Origin of the sequence: Aureibaculum algae (assembly GCF_006065315.1) — a bacterium.
Taxonomy (GTDB): domain Bacteria; phylum Bacteroidota; class Bacteroidia; order Flavobacteriales; family Flavobacteriaceae; genus Aureibaculum; species Aureibaculum algae.
Genome location: NZ_CP040749.1, coordinates 2,256,755 through 2,275,080, shown reverse-complemented (window position 1 = coordinate 2,275,080; position 18,326 = coordinate 2,256,755). Strand labels below are relative to the sequence as shown.

The 18,326-nt window shown below is 32.7% G+C and carries 15 protein-coding genes and 1 tRNA gene; 10 read left to right on the top strand and 6 right to left on the bottom strand.

Annotated features, from left to right (window positions below; genetic code table 11):
- Positions 1-141: 141 nt before the first annotated feature.
- Positions 142-819, top strand: a complete 678-nt coding sequence (locus tag FF125_RS09430; protein ID WP_138949533.1) for a hypothetical protein — start codon at positions 142-144, stop codon at positions 817-819.
- 94 nt (positions 820-913) lie between these two features.
- Positions 914-1,918 carry a hypothetical protein gene (locus tag FF125_RS09425; protein ID WP_138949532.1) on the top strand — a complete coding sequence of 335 codons (1,005 nt, stop codon included), beginning with the start codon at positions 914-916 and terminating at the stop codon, positions 1,916-1,918.
- Positions 1,919-3,071: 1,153 nt separating this feature from the next.
- Here FF125_RS09425 and FF125_RS21895 read toward each other — a convergent pair.
- Positions 3,072-3,158 (bottom strand) — tRNA-Lys (locus FF125_RS21895).
- Positions 3,159-3,479: 321 nt separating this feature from the next.
- Between FF125_RS21895 and FF125_RS09420 the strand changes: the two genes are divergently transcribed.
- The 6 genes from FF125_RS09420 to FF125_RS09395 all read left to right on the top strand — a co-directional run bounded on the left by FF125_RS09420 (position 3,480) and on the right by FF125_RS09395 (position 7,011).
- The gene (locus FF125_RS09420) at positions 3,480-3,713 is read left to right on the top strand and encodes a hypothetical protein (RefSeq protein WP_138949531.1); all 234 of its coding nucleotides are present in this window, start codon (positions 3,480-3,482) and stop codon (positions 3,711-3,713) included.
- The gene (locus FF125_RS09415; protein WP_138949530.1) at positions 3,703-4,389 is read left to right on the top strand and encodes a haloacid dehalogenase type II; all 687 of its coding nucleotides are present in this window, start codon (positions 3,703-3,705) and stop codon (positions 4,387-4,389) included. Before FF125_RS09420 ends, FF125_RS09415 begins: the two co-directional genes overlap by 11 nt.
- 137 nt (positions 4,390-4,526) lie before the next feature.
- Positions 4,527-4,976: a hypothetical protein gene (locus tag FF125_RS09410; RefSeq protein WP_138949529.1), complete on the top strand. Its 450-nt coding sequence runs from the start codon at positions 4,527-4,529 to the stop codon at positions 4,974-4,976.
- Positions 4,977-5,228: 252 nt separating this feature from the next.
- Positions 5,229-5,813: a peroxiredoxin-like family protein gene (locus FF125_RS09405; protein WP_250629723.1), complete on the top strand. Its 585-nt coding sequence runs from the start codon at positions 5,229-5,231 to the stop codon at positions 5,811-5,813.
- Positions 5,814-5,889: 76 nt separating this feature from the next.
- Positions 5,890-6,366 (top strand): hypothetical protein, encoded by a 477-nt coding sequence (locus FF125_RS09400; protein ID WP_138949527.1) that lies wholly within the window; start codon positions 5,890-5,892, stop codon positions 6,364-6,366.
- A gap of 51 nt (positions 6,367-6,417) precedes the next feature.
- The gene (locus tag FF125_RS09395) at positions 6,418-7,011 is read left to right on the top strand and encodes an ASCH domain-containing protein (RefSeq protein WP_138949526.1); all 594 of its coding nucleotides are present in this window, start codon (positions 6,418-6,420) and stop codon (positions 7,009-7,011) included.
- 165 nt (positions 7,012-7,176) lie between these two features.
- Here FF125_RS09395 and FF125_RS09390 read toward each other — a convergent pair whose 3' ends face one another.
- Positions 7,177-7,461 (bottom strand): DUF2188 domain-containing protein, encoded by a 285-nt coding sequence (locus tag FF125_RS09390; protein ID WP_138949525.1) that lies wholly within the window; start codon positions 7,459-7,461, stop codon positions 7,177-7,179.
- Between the two features lie 270 nt (positions 7,462-7,731).
- On the opposite strand from FF125_RS09390, the gene FF125_RS09385 reads away from it, so the two are divergent.
- On the top strand, positions 7,732-8,943 hold the full coding sequence (locus FF125_RS09385; RefSeq protein WP_138949524.1) for a hypothetical protein: 1,212 nt from the start codon (positions 7,732-7,734) through the stop codon (positions 8,941-8,943).
- 90 nt (positions 8,944-9,033) lie between these two features.
- Here FF125_RS09385 and corA read toward each other — a convergent pair whose 3' ends face one another.
- The 4 genes from corA to FF125_RS09365 form a co-directional block, all read right to left on the bottom strand.
- Complete coding sequence (corA, locus tag FF125_RS09380) at positions 9,034-9,966, bottom strand: magnesium/cobalt transporter CorA (protein ID WP_138949523.1); 933 nt, start codon at positions 9,964-9,966, stop codon at positions 9,034-9,036.
- Between the two features lie 190 nt (positions 9,967-10,156).
- Entirely contained in the window at positions 10,157-11,761 is a 1,605-nt protein-coding gene (locus FF125_RS09375) for a glycoside hydrolase family 43 protein (protein ID WP_138949522.1), read from the bottom strand.
- A 383-nt stretch (positions 11,762-12,144) separates the two neighbouring features.
- On the bottom strand, positions 12,145-13,854 hold the full coding sequence (locus FF125_RS09370; RefSeq protein ID WP_138949521.1) for a hypothetical protein: 1,710 nt from the start codon (positions 13,852-13,854) through the stop codon (positions 12,145-12,147).
- 349 nt (positions 13,855-14,203) lie between these two features.
- Positions 14,204-15,970, bottom strand: a complete 1,767-nt coding sequence (locus FF125_RS09365) for an OmpA family protein (protein WP_175418900.1) — start codon at positions 15,968-15,970, stop codon at positions 14,204-14,206.
- Between the two features lie 620 nt (positions 15,971-16,590).
- On the opposite strand from FF125_RS09365, the gene FF125_RS09360 reads away from it, so the two are divergent.
- The gene (locus tag FF125_RS09360) at positions 16,591-18,213 is read left to right on the top strand and encodes a beta-N-acetylhexosaminidase (RefSeq protein ID WP_138949519.1); all 1,623 of its coding nucleotides are present in this window, start codon (positions 16,591-16,593) and stop codon (positions 18,211-18,213) included.
- The last annotated feature ends 113 nt before the right edge of the window (positions 18,214-18,326 follow it).

Sequence of the window (18,326 nt, the reverse complement as noted above, 5' to 3'; positions counted from 1 at the left end):
AGAGCTTACTTACGAATCCCCGAAGCATCAGGACGGTTTGTATTTGCTAAATTAGATGCTTGAAATATGCAACACATGAGCAAAGCGAACTGGCAAAGCAAACCATTTACAAACACGTGATAAGCCATTTAAGAAGAACCTATGAAAACACAAAAAGCATTAGATAAATTGATTCAAGCTGATAAAGACCATAAAGTTATGTCAGCTTTTGCAGGAGTAGTTTATAATGATTCTGTCGATATGAAAATAAATGTTATTGGAGCAATGCATACTTCTGGTTGGCTAAAAAACAGAATTAAACCCTTTTGGACTGAGTATAACCACGGAACGAATGAATGGATTGAAAAATCGATTAATAGAGCAATAGCAAATGATTTTGACGATTATGCAGTTTCAGCTCTTCTAAATTGTAAAATACAATCAATAATTGAAACAATTAAGAAAATTGGATTGACTTTTATATCATCTCGTTACTATGATGATTATAAAAAAGGAAAAGTAAATGTTTTAACTTTTGCTCAAAAAATTGATAAGCACTCAAGTAAAGTAATATCAAAAGTTATAGAATTTGGTTGGATAAACGAAACTGAAGAAATTGTAGATGTTGCTGTAATGCGAGCTATGATTTTTGAAACTAATTATGAACTGAAAGAAAATCAAGTTTACGGAAAAAATTATTCGACATATTATAGAAGAGCAACATTACCATTTGGGAATTGGAATTTAGCAAACTCAGAACCATTTGAATTAAAAGAAGAGTGGGATATTTTCAACAACCTGAACTCTGACATTAAGAGTGAATTAATTTTTATTGAATAAAAAAAGGGCATGCAACACTAAATATGAAATCATAACACCCTCGGGATACGATGCTTCATATACTTACCGTTGTGCGTAAATTAAAAAAACAAAAATGAAGATAAAATGGGTCACAAATCCAGAAACTATAGATAAACATTTTATAGCGTCTGAAGTTGAATTAGGAAATAATGTTATCGTACAATTTGACGATAGCACATATACTTATGAAATGCTTTTCGATTTGAATGGTTTGGCCAGTGAATTAAATAATAATCTTCAAATTCGATTTTATGGACACAGCAATAAAATATTTGATTGTAAAACACTTCTAAAAGTTAAAAATGTAAAAAGTCTTTCGATTAATTGTTTCAAAAAAGTTAAAAATCTCAATCAATTATCTGAATTAGAGCGTTTAGAAAAACTTATTATTGGAATTGAAGATTTTAAAGAGATTGAGATATTAAATTCTGATAATTTAAAAAGTATTGTAGAACTCAATTTAGGTGATACTAAAAATTTAAATCTTGAACATCTAAAAGGATATAAAAAATTAAATTGGTTGGGAATCTCTGGGCAATTCAAAAATTTAGAATCTATTGGAAAAATAGAAAACCTAGAAACACTTCACTTAAGTTCCATAAGTAAAAAAGAACCGTTGGATTTTGTGAACCAATTAAAGAAGTTGAAAAATCTTCATATTAGTTTAGGAAGTCGAGAAAATATAGACGAAATTAATGGAGAACAGCTAGAAACACTCAAACTGCTATGGATTAAAAATTTACAATCACTTCATAACATAAGTCGATTTGAAAATTTGAAATATCTACAAGTTGAAAATCAAAGAAACATAGAAACTATTGAGTTTGACTCAGAAATGAAGTCACTTTCAAGACTGGGAATTATTAATTGTAAAGGATTAATAAAGCTGAAAGGACTTGAACATTTAAAAGTTTTAAATACCTTAGTAATTACGAGGTCTTTAAAACTTGAATTTGATAATATTATAAATCAAAAATTATCTGCTACACTAAAACATTTTAACTTTGTGACAGAACGAAAACCGTTAGACAAAGAAATTAAAGAAAAAATTCGAAGCTTAGGATACAGCACAACTTAAAAAAACTAGGCATAACAAAGTACTCTGGTGCAGTACAAATAAAAAAACACTAATTTTCTACTAAAGTACCTTTATATTTCCGATCATATATTAACGCTAATTTAGCAATAGTAAAGCCTGTTTTAAGAGTTTATTGCAAAAGGAAATTAAACTTAATTTACGCTATCCTTTTACTACAATGCTATGATAACGTGCTTTACAAGCATAGCAACCCAAAAACACGATGTGTTTTTTTGTTTTCCTTTCTCTTATGAAAATATGTAAAAAGGTTTACTCATTGCAGTCGTGATCCCAGAAAGGGTATCCTGAGCAAGCATAGCAACCCAAAAACACGATGTGTTTTTTTTGGGTTTTTTGTTTTCCCTGCACTTACGAAAATATGTTTCTAGGATTACTCCTTGCAGTCGTGATCCCAAAAGGGTATCCTGAGCAACCATAGCAACCCAAAAACACGATGTGTTTTTTTTGGGTTTTTTGTTTTCCTTTCTCTTACGAAAATATGTTTCTAGGATTACTCCTTGCAGTCGTGATCCCTGAAAGGGTATCCTGAGCAAGCATAGCAACCCAAAAACACGATGTGTTTTTTTGGGTTTTTTGTTTTCCTTTCTCTTACGAAAATATGTTTCTAGGATTACTCCCTACGGTCGTGATCCCAGAAAGGGTATCCTGAGCAAGCATAGCAACCCAAAAACACGATGTGTTTTTTTGGGTTTTTTGTTTTCCTTTCTCTTACGAAAATATGTTTCTAGGATTACTCCCTACGATCGTGATCCCAGAAAGGGTATCCTGAGCAAGCATAAAAACTACCACATGCTTCGCATGTCTGTTTTTTGTTTTCCCTTTCTTACGAAAATATGTTTCTAGGATTACTCCTTGCAGTCGTGATCCCTGAAAGGGTATCCTGAGCAAGCATAGCAACCCAAAAACACGATGTGTTTTTTTGGTTTTTTTGTTTTCCCTTCACTTACGAAAATATGTTTCAAGGATTACTCCCTACGGTCGTGATCCCAGAAAGGCTATCCTGAGCAAGCATAGCAACCCAAAAACACGATGTGTTTTTTTGGTTTTTTTGTTTTCCTTTCTCTTACGAAAATAAATTTTCGACGTTTGGGAAAACAAAAAACCCACAACTCTCGTTGTGGGTTTCCTTTTGCGGAGAAAGAAGGGATTCGAACCCTCGGAGGTTTAACCCTCTACAGTAATAAATTACCGCTGCATTCAGCCACTCTGCCATTTCTCCAGACTTATATAACTGACCATTCACCGCTTTATTGTATGCCCTTAAAAAAAATAGTACTATTCGTTTTTAACATCTAAAAAAGACCTTTCATTTTAGCAAATTACACAATTGACTTCCAGTACCATATAACAATTATTATCAGCTACATTGAATTTTATTTTAAATAGCTAACTAACGTATAAATAAACGAGAAACCGCAATTGACTATATTTCCTATTTTTGTGATAGTTGGAGCCATTGGAGAAATTATATTAGTGGTTATTGGAATTTTAATATGTTGTAAAATTTAGTGAAATTGGTATTGGATTATTAATGCTATTTTTGGCTTTTAAAGGAAATTCTTTAAACACATCCGTAAGAAATAAATTATTCTATTTAGATAATTTATCTATTATTGTAATGATGATCGTTGCTGTTTATACGCATTTACATCCTTATGTCCCTGCAGAAGTGTTGCCCATGGAATTTAAGCCGCCAGTAATGCCAATTTCATATATTGTATTCGTACTTTTAAATATATTTTTATATAAAAAATCAATCCCTAATGGAAACTAAAATCAGACCAAAAGTATTATTCTTTGACGTTAACGAGACACTTTTAGATCTCACAAAAATGAAAAAGGAAGTTGGTGAAGCCCTCGATGGTAGAGAAGATCTATTATCATTATGGTTTACCACAATGTTACACTATTCATTAGTTGTTTCGGCTAGTGGACGCTATGAACCTTTTGGGCATATTGGTGCAGCAGCCTTACAAATGGTAGCGGCAAATAACAATATTATAATCTCAGAAGAAGATGCTCGTAAAGTTATTCTTACAAGTATGCGTGGTTTACCTGCACATCGTGAAGTAAAAGAAGCGTTAACTCAATTAAAAAAAGCGGGTTATACATTAGTAGCGTTCACCAATTCATCAAACGAAGGGGTTCAAAAGCAATTTGAAAGTGCTAGTTTAACTGACTTTTTTGATAAAATATTGAGTATTGAAGGGGTTGGTAAATTTAAACCCTTTACAGATACCTATCATTGGGCAGCACAGAAATTGGAAGTGAAACCTGAAGAATGTATGCTCATTGCAGCTCATGGTTGGGATGTTGGTGGTGCACTTTGGGCGGGTTGGAGAGCCGCTTTTGTGAGCAGACCCGGACAACAAATTTTTCCATTAGCACCCAAAACAGAAATCACGGAATCTGATTTGCAAAAAATAGCAACCGTTTTAGTTTCATATTAAAAAGTGTCTGGGTATAACATAAAACGATATTAAAAGTCTAATGAAACTCTAAACTACGACTAACAATAGTTCTTATCTTTGTTATAGTTAGAGTATATGTACTGGTGCATATATTTATCATTATAATGTATTAAAAAATGAAACAATCAATTCTTGTCATAGCCGCATTTATGTTCTTGCACATAGTGCATGCACAAAACCCACATTGGAAAAAAAGAGCTCATGGAACTACAGTTAATTATTATCATTCTGATGGAAAGCTAATGGAAAGTTGGAATGTAGATAAAAACGGAAAACTCCTTAATAGTAACCTAGGATTTGCTATCATAAAGTATAAATATGATAAGAAGGGTAACATTACAAAACAATCACATTTAGACTCGCTAAGAAATCCCTCGGTTGACAATTTAGGCGTCTCAATTTATAAATTCAAATACGATAAAAACAATAATAAAATTTATCAAGGTCATTTTGGAAAAGATGGAAAACTGATGCAAACCAACAATAATATACTCCACACTGAATGGTTTTGGAAGTACTCTAAAGATAATAAACTAAAGAAAACGAAAACCAAGAATAAATTCTAACTCCTTTGAACAAAACTTAAACTGCATTACAACGCAGCTTAGCCAGATGTAATGGCAACCCGAAAAAAACAACCGTGAGTAAAAACTGAAATGTTAAATAATTAAAAACTGCTAAAAACAGTAGTAATCATTAATTGTTTAATTCAATAAGTTAACAGCATACACCTTTAAACAGTAAACATAATTATGAAATATTTAAAAGAACTAACTGATGCTAAAATTGAATCAGGTCGACAAGCTAATCCTGAATTCATGAAAGGTGTAGATGCTATTATCAAGCAAGCAAAGGACTTTCAGCAAGGTAAAGATGCCATTAAAATTGGGCAAAAGGCTCCTAGTTTTAAGCTACCAAACCCTGAAGGAAATTCAATATCTTTAGCTGCCTTGCTAAACAAAGGTCCCGTTGTTATTACTTTTTACCGCGGCAATTGGTGCCCCTATTGCAACTTACAACTTAGAGCCTTGCAAGCCCGACTAGATGAAATTCATGCATTGGGTGCTACATTAGTTGCCATTAGCCCACAAGTGCCTGATGGATCAATGACAAAAGATGAAATTAGTGCAATGGACTTTATTGTGCTCTCTGACCAAGAAGCCAAAGTTGCTTCGCAGTATGGAGTTGCCTGGGAAGTACCAGCGTTTTTGGAGGAACATATGCGTGTAGGCAGAAAACTTGATTTAGAAAAAATTAATAATGGCAATAGTAATATATTACCAATTCCAGCAACATTTATAGTTGGACGTGACGAAGTAGTTATATGGAATTATGTTAACGTTGATTACAGAACGCGTTCGGAGCCTGAAGATATTATTAAGGCGTTACAAAACTTGTCTTAAATACATGCTTTAATTTTAATAAAAAAAACAAGCTACTGTAAATTAAAAGGTAGCAACTCATTAAGTTTAGAAAAGAATGGATAAAAACGTTAAGGGGATACTATATAAGATTCATGAATTTTCCTATTCAATAATAGTACTACGATTAATTGCCTTAGGGGCATCCATTTATTTTATTCTGATTTTTAATGATGATCCCTATTTTAATGGATTCATGATATTGTTTTTAGCATTTATCATACTCATAGCAACACAAAAAAAATCAATAACCGCTACTAAATCTGGAATAGAAACAAAGGAATTTAATTTATTGAACATGTTTACTAAAAGGGAGTTTTTTCGTCACAAAGACATTGCAAATATTGAATTTACGCCAAGCACATTTTCAATCACAATGTTTCTTCTGAATAGAGTAATTTCCTCAGGATTAGATGCTAATAAACTTTCCGTTCTAAAAATAAAAATGAAAGATGGAAAAGAAATTGATTTAAAAAATATTGGAGACAAATTGGATGCAGAAAATTTAAATAAGATTATTATTGAAAACCAATAAACCGAGTTGCAATTGGGTATATCATTTAATGCCATTAATCCTAAAAAAACCATGAAACATTTAGCTATTGTATTGATTTTTATTCTAATGAGTTGTAAAAACGAGCCAAAGACAGAAACAAAAATGGAGACGGATACGAATGGCGATATAGTGACGGAATCAGAAAGTGAGAGCCAAATTGACCAATCTGTCTATGAAATGTGGAATAACTACATCAAATCAAATCCTGAATTTAAAAACCAAGAAATACCGGAATCTGATTTTTTTCATAATAATAGAGAAGACGCCAATAGACTAGCAGTTTTAACAATAAATGGAAAAAAGAAAGCTTCATCGGGATTATATAGTTTGTATAAACAATACAATGTTGACATCCCAAAAGTTGGAACAAAACAAATAATAACAGATTTTGACGGTAAAGCAAAAGCGATCATAGAAAATAGCAGCGTAGATACCATTCCGTTCAATAAGATTTCCAAAGATTATGCTGAATTGGATATGGGGACGGATATTGAACCCCTAGAAAAATGGAAAAAAGCACATTGGGACTTTTTTGAAAGTGTATTGGAAGAAAGTGGTGAGAAACCAACCGAAGAAATGCTAGTAGTATGCGTAACATTTGAAACAATCTGGACAGAAAAGTAATAAGGTACACCTAAAACAAACAAAGCTATTAAGTACTAAACTAAAAGCATGTGTGCTTTTTCAAAGCCTCCAAATTTTTATTCCCAACGGCCGTGAAAGTTTTATGAGCAAAAACAATCAAATATTGAAATTTTAAGGATTAATTTCAACAAAAATGGCCTTTTTTTAATCGTAATTAATCCGATCTCTTATGGTGCCATCTTGCCGATGGATAATAACATCGGCTTTGTATTTTTTAGCCAATCGCTTTGCTTTTCTAATGGCAGTTTCTTGTAGTTTATGTTTAGAAGTAATGCGTTTATTTCCCTCACGACGAACCGCCCAACGGTCTTCATAAGGAACTACATGTTGGTGATAGGTTCGTTTACGTTTATTGGAACTTTTTAAAAAGAGCTCCATAAATTGTGAAATGAGATCTAACCAGAAATTAGGTTTTGTTTTATCAGGCATAGTCGTTTCTGTTTTTTTGGCCGTGACAAAGATCGTATTTTTTAATTGGTTACTTTTTAAGTTGCCGTTTTATCAATTATCCATTTATACTTATGAACACGATTATATTAATGAAATTCCTTTTTCAAAAATTTTATATTCCCGAATTCAAAATGCTTGATAAGTAATATAAGGGCTACGGACATTAAACGCATTGTCTCGTCCTAGAACGCCATTGAAGATCAATTTTAATGATTATTTTCATAAAAATTAACATAAAACCCTATACTTATGAAAAAATTACTCTTACTCTCGTTAGTTTCATTATTCTTCATTACTAGTTGTAGTGAAGAACCTGTTGAAAGTCTCACAAATGACACCGAACTACAAGCACTTAAAGTTGAATCAGCAAAGGCTGAGTTACTCACTTTTATTAGGGGAAATAATATAAATTCCATTCTTCGATCAAAAGAAACCTTATTAAAATCGAGTAACACTAAATCGTCCTCAATTCAAGGGATAAATCGCTCCAATATCGCAGATTACGACCATTACAATTCAATTGTAGAGAGGGTTATAAATGGTGATGATTATGAATGTGACCTGACGGAATTAGATTATTACGTACAAAGCATCATTGCGGATTGGGACGATAATGACAGATTCCTATATTCCAATCTGGGAGCATCCATTGTTTTTGATGCCGCTTATGTATTTGATAATGTAGATGGAGGTCAATATTATGGGCCAGAAGGTCAGTTTACTAATCAAATGAATAGGACATATAAAGACTTGCTTAGGTTTTGGAACATTCCAACGGATATTTTGCTAAGAGATGCCCATGGAAATGTTTTTAACGATTTAGAAACGGTAACCAATTTATTGTTACTCTATGGTTACTCTCCTGAGGATGCCGCCTATTTAGCTGAATTAATGCAAATTGTTTACGGTAGCGATAAATATGATAATTTTAAGCACCCTTTGCTGACTTTCAATGCGTTTGCTGCCAGAGCGGATGACTTTTGGGGAACACCAAAGAAAATTGTTATGGGAGACGGACTACTTACTGCCTATGAAGATTTAGGTTATGGCGACGTTGCACCACAAACCATATTAGCTCATGAATATGGACATCATGTACAATTTGCCAAAAATGTAGTATTTCTTGGTACTCCTGAAAGTACCCGAAGAACAGAATTAATGGCAGATGCTTTCGCCGCTTATTATTTGACGCATAAAAGAGGTGCCACCATGAACTGGAAGCGTGTACAACAGGTATTAGAAGTGTCTTATTCCATAGGTGATTGCGGTTTTCTAAGCAGTAGTCATCATGGAACTCCAAATCAAAGAAGAAAAGCAGCCGCTTTTGGCCATAACATTGCTAACAACACCAAGAAAAAAGGTAAAATATTGACCGCCGAAGAATTTATTGAATTGTTTGAAGATGAATTACCAACCCTTATCGCACCAGACAATTTGGATGATGATCTTATATTAGAATAAAACTAAAGAAAAAGAAAAAGTACTTAAAGAAAAACCCGAATGGCTATGCATTCGGGTTTTTTATAATCTTTTCTATATATCGCTTAAGTGTTACAACCAACGTTTCCGTTTAAAAAACAAGAGTGTCAGCACTGATGAAATGATCATTAATCCAATGGCAAACGGATAACCCCAAGGTTTATCAAGTTCTGGTATAAATTTAAAGTTCATACCATACATACTGGCAATTAGCGTAGGTGGCATAAAAATAACGGTAACTACTGTAAATATTTTAATGATTCTGTTTTGCTCCATATTAACGAGACCTAAGAACGTATTTTGAAGAAATTCTAATCGCTCAAAATTAAAACTGGTATGGTCTAGAAGTGAACCAACATCCTTTATCATTACTTGAATAATCTCATAATTTTTTTGTGGAAAAAATTTACTTTTTAAGATGGCTGATAAGATGCGTTGTTTCTCTATGATATTTTCACGGATGGAAATAGTTGATTCTTGATATGCCGTTATTTTTAATAAAATTTCGCGTTCTAGATTATTGTCTTTTACCAATCCTTTACTAATACCAGATATTTTATCCGTTAAATCTTCAATTAAATCCGCATCAAAATCAATTCGTGTATCAAGGATACTGAGTAATACATCAGTTCCATTTTTAGGTTGTACCGATTTAATCTTTTTATAGGTGTCAAAAAACGTTTTGTATTCTTGCTCACGTTGTGTGATTAAAAAATTCTTTTTTAAGATAAAAGAAACGGGTTCATTAATATGATTTCGTTTTTCAGTACGTAAAAAGTTTAAGTTGATCCCTATTTCATCTTCCGTCTCGTTATATTTTGAACTCGATTCAATTTCTTCACTTTCTTGAGAAGTAAACAGTTCAACATTAAAATACTTTTCAATTTCAGTAATTTCTTCTTTGGTTGCATTAAAAATATCAATCCAAATAATATGGGGGTTCAATAATTCAAGTCCTGACTCAATGCTGTATCGCCCCTCTGTTATACTTAAATGTTTAATCATTCTTAATCTACTACTTTATGAATAAGGTTATCTTAGTATTAACCTAGCAACAAATATACATTTTATGAAACATAATAAGTAACTAAATAGTTAACCATAATATACAATTGGCCTCAGATGATACGTTAAGATTAGCATCTATTTTTTAGTTAGAATATCGATTTTAAGAATATACACTTGTTAAAATAGCTTACTTTTCTTCATACGTAAACCAATCAAAAACAGCATTATTATTTGATTTTTTACCGTTACTGGTAGCATACACACCAATTCCAGGACCATTAAACATCGCATTTCCTTGTCCATCGGCAATCACAATAAGGCTTTGTTTATCTCCTATGGGTTGTAGTGATTCCATCGATGCACCATAACTGAATTGCACCTCTAAATCATTCGCTTTTACTTTCAAATAAACTTCTTTAGGCTTATAAGGAATCCGTGTAACTTCTGTTTTTTTACCCATGAACGTTTTTAAGAGCACCAATGAAGTTTTATCTTTTAATAACGTATAATGATTTTCATTGGTTCTATAAATAGTTAATCCGGCTTGTTCATTGGCTTTAGAAGTTTTAAAGCTCATTTTTGTTACAGCTTCAAACTTGTGATGTTCTATTCGTTGTACTAGAATGGATGAATTTACCAAGCTGTCCATTATCGCTTTGCGTAGTTTCAATTTGAGCTCCCCATCCTTCAAGCTGTAAAAAGGTTCTTTAGGCGTGCGAATAGTGTACCATTTAAGTGCTAAGCTGTCACCCTCAAATTGGTCGTTGATAGGATCTTTTTCAACGGGTGTCCATGGTAAATTGGGACGTGTTTGTTCCATTCGAACTTTTCCATAACCTGGATTAAAAATAGGAGTTTGACCTTCAAATTCTACCTTGGCTAAAAACGTCTCTCTACTCAGTATGGTTATTCTATCAATATTGCGTTTACCCAACATAACAGACCACCAATCGCCATGTTGCGTTTGTACCAAATCACCATGTCCTATGGCATGTAATGGATAATCTAAACCCAAATTACGATGTGTAAGTACCGGATTTATATAATCTGCTATATATGGTCCATTTATAGAATCACTATGATGAACCGTTAAGGCATGAAACAAACCGGTACCACCCTCTGAAATCATCAATAGATATTTTCCATTGATGTTGTACAAATGTGGACCTTCAGAATACGAAGCATTATTTGCGTGTCCAAACGTTAGTTCGTGTCGCTCACCCACCAGTTTTTTTTGCTCTAAATCTAATTTCTGATTGTAAATGACAGATTGATCTTTCCACTGTGGGTCTTCTACACCAACCATTCCCGTATAATAGCATGTTCCATCGTCATCCCACATTAATGATGGATCAATACCAGAAGCTTCAGGCAACCAATTAGGATCTGACCATGGACCTGCCGGATTGGTTGCGGTAACATAAAAATTCATACCACAACCTACACAGGTATTTATAACATAAAATAGCCCATCGTGATATCTGATTGTTGGGGCAAATACCCCAAGTTTATCAGGTAATCCCGTGAAATCCATTTGTTCTGGACGATCAATTACATGACCTATTAATTTCCAATTTACTAAATCTTTGCTATGGTAAACGGGGATGCCTGGAAACCAAACAAAAGTAGAATTTACCAAATAATAATCGTCGCCTACTCTACAAATAGATGGATCAGGATGATAGCCCGATAAGATGGGATTTTCAAAAGTCTTTGGTGCTGATTGTCCAAAAGTATTTAAACAAAAAAACAATCCGAAAATAGCTAGTTTTATAGATTTAAAGGTCTTCATTATAAATAATATATTAATTGATTTCTTACGTTACCGCCATATTCCTTTTACAGGCCATGTCGTTTTTCGGCACAACAAAAAATACAGGGTAAGGTAATAAACACTCTTTTCTTGATGTACAAAATGTTATGGCTCAAGCATCATGTACTTTAGATATTAAATAACATGATAGGCCCATTTAACCACCACCCAAATTTAGGTATTTTGTATCTAGAAATAGCACAATTTAATGAAGGATTTAAGCAATAGTAAACTTTTCGATTAGCAACTATAAAAGGATTAAATAATCAAAAAATCTCTTAATAAATAAGAATCTTATGTACTGATACTAGTAATAAACAGACCTATGTATTTTTTGAAGAAAAATATTTTTTTACTTTTAATTATTTAATATAGCTCGCACTGTATTTTTTAGCTTTTTTAGTCACTAAGACCTTATACGTAAATTGATGACGTTTTATAGTAAATAGCATCCCTTTATCTCCATCTTCTATTCTTCTGATATTATCGTAGGTCTTATAATTACTGCCTGATTGAAAGAAATTAGCTTCCTTAAAAGCATCGGTTATTTTTGCATCTTCTCCCGTTTTTTCCAGCGTAATAAGACTGTAAGTCCCATTTTTTATCGTTTTAACTATAATAGGTGCATAAAACAAATGATCGCAAAACGCCATAGCATCAGACGGTTGTTCTGGTTTTAGTGGTTGTAAAAAATCACGTGATTCTGCAGTAAACAATTCTATCTCATTGGCCTCAGTCAACGGTTGAATATCCAACTTTTCTATTTTAAATACGTTAGGGCCTGCTACAATATATTCCTTATCGTTGTACTTTATTTTTACATACTTATATCCGTTACAGCTCCAATCTTTCTTGTTTTCATTAAAATAATACATTGCTTTTCCAATAATCTTAACAAAAGTACCCTCAGCTATTGTTTCTACCATCTTAAGATCTTCATCTAATAATTGAATGTCTTGGCCGAGTAACACACCATCACTACTTTCATTTTCAAAATACAATTTGATTTTTTCTTCAGAAGGTACTGGTTTAGGCATGATAGGTGTTCGTACTTCTTGATCTTTAGTATATGCAATAGTGAACGTTTTTTGAATATAATTAGGCATATATAGATATGTATTATCCAACGTGCTCCCTGACGACATTACAACATATTTCTTACCAAATATATTTTCTTCAGAGGCTCCATTCATTTTTGCTTCCATCAGAACTACAAACCTTGAGTGTACAGCCTTTTTATAGGCTTCAAAAGTAATTTCAGGATTTGATTTAAACATATCATACATGTCTTTACTCATTGTTTGTTTTGCAAAAGACATTTCTTTTGCTCTAATTCTTTGTCCCTTGTCATTTGTATTTACCATTGAAAATTGGGAATAAACATCACTATTTTCAAAATCTAATACCACAGAATTATTGATATAATCTATAACCGTAAAATTATACGTTCCTAATTGTAGGGTTTTACCAATATCTGATTTGGTGATTTTTATATGATCATACTCATTTACAAAGCCACTTTCAAATTCTATGGAGCCACTAAAGTCTTCGTTTTTTATTTCTGATTTTATGGGAAAAGAACTACTAATGGTTCTCCAATTATGTGAAAAAGTAGTGTTATTTGCAAAACCTGAAGAGGAATGAGATCCAAATCCTGTACTACCCATATCTTGAATAGCGAGCACCTCGTTGTCTTGTTCAATCTTATTTGATTTAATAGTTAATTTGAAAAAATCAAAAGAAATATCTTCCATAAACTCTGGAAAAAAGGAATTGAATTCAACAATATGATGCGTAAACATCCCTTTTTTAATGTTAATGGTAGCATTTTTTATAAGCGTATCTAGTGCTGTTTTTAGTTGCTCATTAGTGTATGTTTTAGAAACCTCCCAAGGCAATTTATAATCAGTGTCTATTGTTGTAGCATTTTTTTCCGGATTAAACAGCTCTGAATTAACAGCATACGTGAATTTTTCAATAAATTCAAGCTCTTTAAGCTTTGTTGAGTCTGCTTTTTGAGCAAAAGACAGGCTCGAAATCAATAGAAAGGCAATAGTAATTGTTTTTGTCATAATACTGTTAACGTTGAGAAATTGATCTTTCTTATACCTACCCATGTAAATCATAGAAAAGACTTTTATGCTATTTTATAAGATTTTAAAAGATTTTAAAAGAGCTTCATAAATTGTAAGATGAGGACCAACCTGAAATTGATTTTCGTATTATCTGAATAGTCCTTTCCGTTTTCTTAGGTTGTCACGAAGATAGTATTTTTAGTACGATTAGAGATATAAAAAAAGACAGTCGCTTGACTGCCTTTTTTAAAAGTTCTCGATTTGTTTTAACTAGATATCCTTCTCGAAACATTTTTCTACACTACGTTACGAAAAACACTCGTCACGAAGTCTCGGGAGACGATTATTAGTTACAAATTACTTTAAATTCCGTTCTACGATTAATTTTATGCTCATCATCTGAACAAGGTACATTGTCAATACACTTTTTGTTTTTAAGCTCACTCTCCCCTGCTCCTCTTGCTTTTAACCGTTCTTTTGCAATACCTAGCGTTACAATATAAGCAACCGTAGCATCTGCACGACGTTGTGATAATCTTTTATTATATGCATCGCCTCCTTGACTATCAGTATGTGACGACAGCTCTACATGAATAGTAGGATTGTCTTTCATCAATTTTACAATACGTCGTAAATCTGGCAATGACTCTGATAAAATTTCAGCTTTATCTAAATCGAAATTAATATTTTCCAGGTTTATAGCTTTACCACAAGGGTCAATACACATTTCAAATTCTATAAACAGTGTCTTATTTCTATTATACGCAGCCGTTTTCACTTCTACTTCGTTTGAGTAATACCCATCTTTTTTACCGTTTAAAGCATAGGTAGAGACTTGTTTTAGATGCACCAAGAAATCTCCTTTTTCATCAGAAATGGTATTCTTTTCCCCTGCATTTATCTTATCTCTAACTTTAATTGCGACACCTTGTATGCCTTCTGCTTGACTACATTCTACTACATTTCCTTTTAAAATATAATTTTCATCTGTATACCAAATGACTTTTTCTACACCCAAACGATTGTTTTTTAAACAGGCCTCAAAGTCCGTTTTAACTATTTTCTCAGCTTGTAACTCAATATCATGTAATTTTCCTTTTAAAACATAATCTTCAGGTGCAACATCTTTAAAAACCACTTCTCCAAATTCATTAGTTGTTCCTGTCTGTATAACAGTACCCGTTAAATCTTCCAAAACAATTTCTGTATTCGCTAATAATTGACCTGTAAATTTATCCTTAGCTGTAATGTTAATTTTACAGGTTTCTGAGCACAATTCACATTCTTCTTCTTTCTTTTTCGTCTTGCCTAATTTTAAGGTAACCCCCACAAACGCTCCGTATGATGAAATATCATGTTTAGAAGGTGTTGTTCTCATAATAGGTTCTGCTTCTAAAGTATTTACAGGTTGATCGTTTTTATCTCTGGCAACAAATATAGGTTGATACATTGCAGAGCGTCCTCCTTCACTTAATTCTTCAACATCCATATGATTCATATAATAAGCACCTGCATTGATTCCCAAATGTTTGGAAATATAATAGGTAAAACGAACCTGTCCTTTATAGGTAAGTACTCCAGAATCTTTATAACCTGCATGAAAATTTAAGGGATGGGTAAATCTACCCGATGACCCTTCTAAATACGTTCTACCGCCATCAATATTGGCCAATCCGAAACGGGTATTTAATTCCGCCGTAAACTTTCCTGATTTTGTTCTGTATTGAAAGTTGGGACCAATACCATAAAACATTCGTGTAATTTTATCTTCACTTAAACTGAAGGTGTTTATGGGTGTACTTAAATCGGTTTCAAAAATATTATCTGTTTTATACGTACTTTTAGGTTGGTTCATGATATAGTCAAAATCTACACCTACACCATACCAAGTCCAGTAATAATCTAAAGACAGACCTAAATCTAAACCACCTTCATAATCTATATAAGGTGTATCATTGTTATAGGTTGGAAAATCGTAACCAAATCTGGGACTAATTTGAAAATAATTGCGATCTAAGGGTTCGTCTTTGTCTTGAGATTTGTCTTGAGCTGTTAGTGTAAATGCGAATGCAAATACGAATAATAATAGTACTGATTTTAATAATTTGTTCATAGCAAAAAGTTTAAAATGGTTGATATTCTTTTTCGTTTCCTTCAAAAAAGCGTTTACAATGTTCGCTTTTTTAAAAAGCAATGAACCCATCTTGACTTTTAAAATAAAATAAAAACCAAGATGAGTTCATTAACATAACTTTAACAAAGAACGTACCACTTTTACTATTTATGGTAAAAACTGCATTTTCAAAAAGAAAAATCAGGCTCATATCAATACTCCAATTTCAATTTAAAAACCTTTATAAAGCTAGCCTTATTCTATACTTACAAGAATGATTAATCTGCTCAATTTAGCGGACATTTAATTTTTAAAATAATTATGTGTTTTAGCAATAGTAAACAAACTAATGCTTTATGTATTCTAAATTACAAATCTTATATTTTGTGTTTTACTATGAACACGAGTGGGTTTTGCCCAAGAAAAAACAAATTCAATCCTTATGATTAACCTAAAAAGTGGAAAGCGGATTGATTTATGCTCAACATAAACGCATAGACATCATTCGAAAAAAAACGATAGGTAAAGAAAGTATCCTCAAAAGCGAATTCATTTGTAGTTTAAGCGAGTAAATAGTGTTAATATTGTTTTTTAAATCCACTTAACATAATAAACTTACAATGAAGAAATTTATTTTTAAATCCGCTCTACTCCTACTATGTATTAGTTGTGCTGAAAAAAACAAAACTTTTACTATCAATGAAATAGCAATAATACCAAAACCAGATACTATAGAATTGGCAGCCGAATCTTTTGCGTTTAAAGATGGGCAGCAAATTGTAACCAATACCACAGTCCAACAAATTGCGGCAAATGACCTTATCCTTTTTGTAAAATCAACAGCTGATTTTAATTTAACTATTAACGAAAATTCAGGTTCTATCTATTTAGAAAAAACAGAAGGTTTACCTGCTGAAGGATATGAACTCATAGTGACTCCAAAAAAAATAATCATTAAAGCCAACGACCAAGCAGGTTATTTTTATGGTGTACAAACCTTGAAGCAATTGCTAAGCAAAGAAGTATCAGCAGAAACGAATACAACCAAATACTTAATACCATCGCTTACTGTAAAGGATAGTCCTCGGTTTAAATGGCGTGCATATATGTTAGATGAATCGCGTTATTTTCACGGCGAAGAATTTGTTAAAGAGATACTAGATCAAATGGCATTATTAAAGATGAACACTTTTCATTGGCATTTAGTAGACGATGCTGGTTGGCGTGTTGAAATTAAGAAATACCCTTTATTAACTAAAGTTGGTGGCTTTCGTACAGACTCAGAAATAGGCACTTGGAAAAGTGGAAAAACTTCGGGAGAACCTCATGGAGGCTTCTATACGCAAGAGCAAATTAAAAGTATTGTAGCCTATGCTGCTACAAAAAATATAAATGTGGTACCTGAAATAGAAATGCCAGGACATTCAAGTGCAGCTATTGCGGCTTATACGTGGTTGGGAACGGCCGATATTGATATAGATGTACCTATAAAATTTGGTAGATTATATGATAATTACGATGTGACCAACCCAAAAGTAATCAAATTTTTAAAAGACGTTTTAACGGAAGTCTTTGAAATGTTTCCTTCTGAAGTCATTCATATAGGCGGTGATGAAGTTGGGTATAAAGTTTGGGAAGATTCAAAACATGTACAAGCGTATATGAAAGAGAATAACATTAATTCACCTGCCGATTTACAAATACAGTTTACGAATACCATTTCAAAGTTTATTGAAGAAAACGGACGAAGAATGATGGGATGGAACGAAATTATGGGTAAAAATATCCACAAGGGTTTTGAAGAAAAAAAGAATGATAAAGAGGCTGAGACCGCATTAGCTAAAAATGTGGTAGTCCATTTCTGGAAAGGCGATGTAGCATTAGCTACAGACGCAGCTAAAAAAGGATATGGCATTGTAAATTCATTACATAGCAATACCTATTTAGATTATAATTATGAAGGAATCAGTTTAGAAAAAGCCTATGGTTTTAATCCCATTCCCGAAGGTTTAGAAGAGCAATACCACAAAAACATTTATGGCTTAGGATGTCAAATGTGGAGTGAATGGACACCTACAAATAAGGATGTTGAAAGACAGACTTTCCCGAGAATTGCTGCCTATGCCGAAGTGGGTTGGACTGCCTTGGAAAACAAAGATTTTGAAAGCTTTAAAATAGCACTAAAAAAAATGCAGTTGCATTGGGAAAGTTTAGGTATTAATTATGCTAAAGTGTTGGAATAACAACGCTGCATATAGTTTAAGCGGGATATTCGCTTTAGTAAATCATAAATGAGATAAAAAAGCTAAAAACACGCTGTGTTTTTAGCTTTTTTTTAATCTTATCTTTACTATTT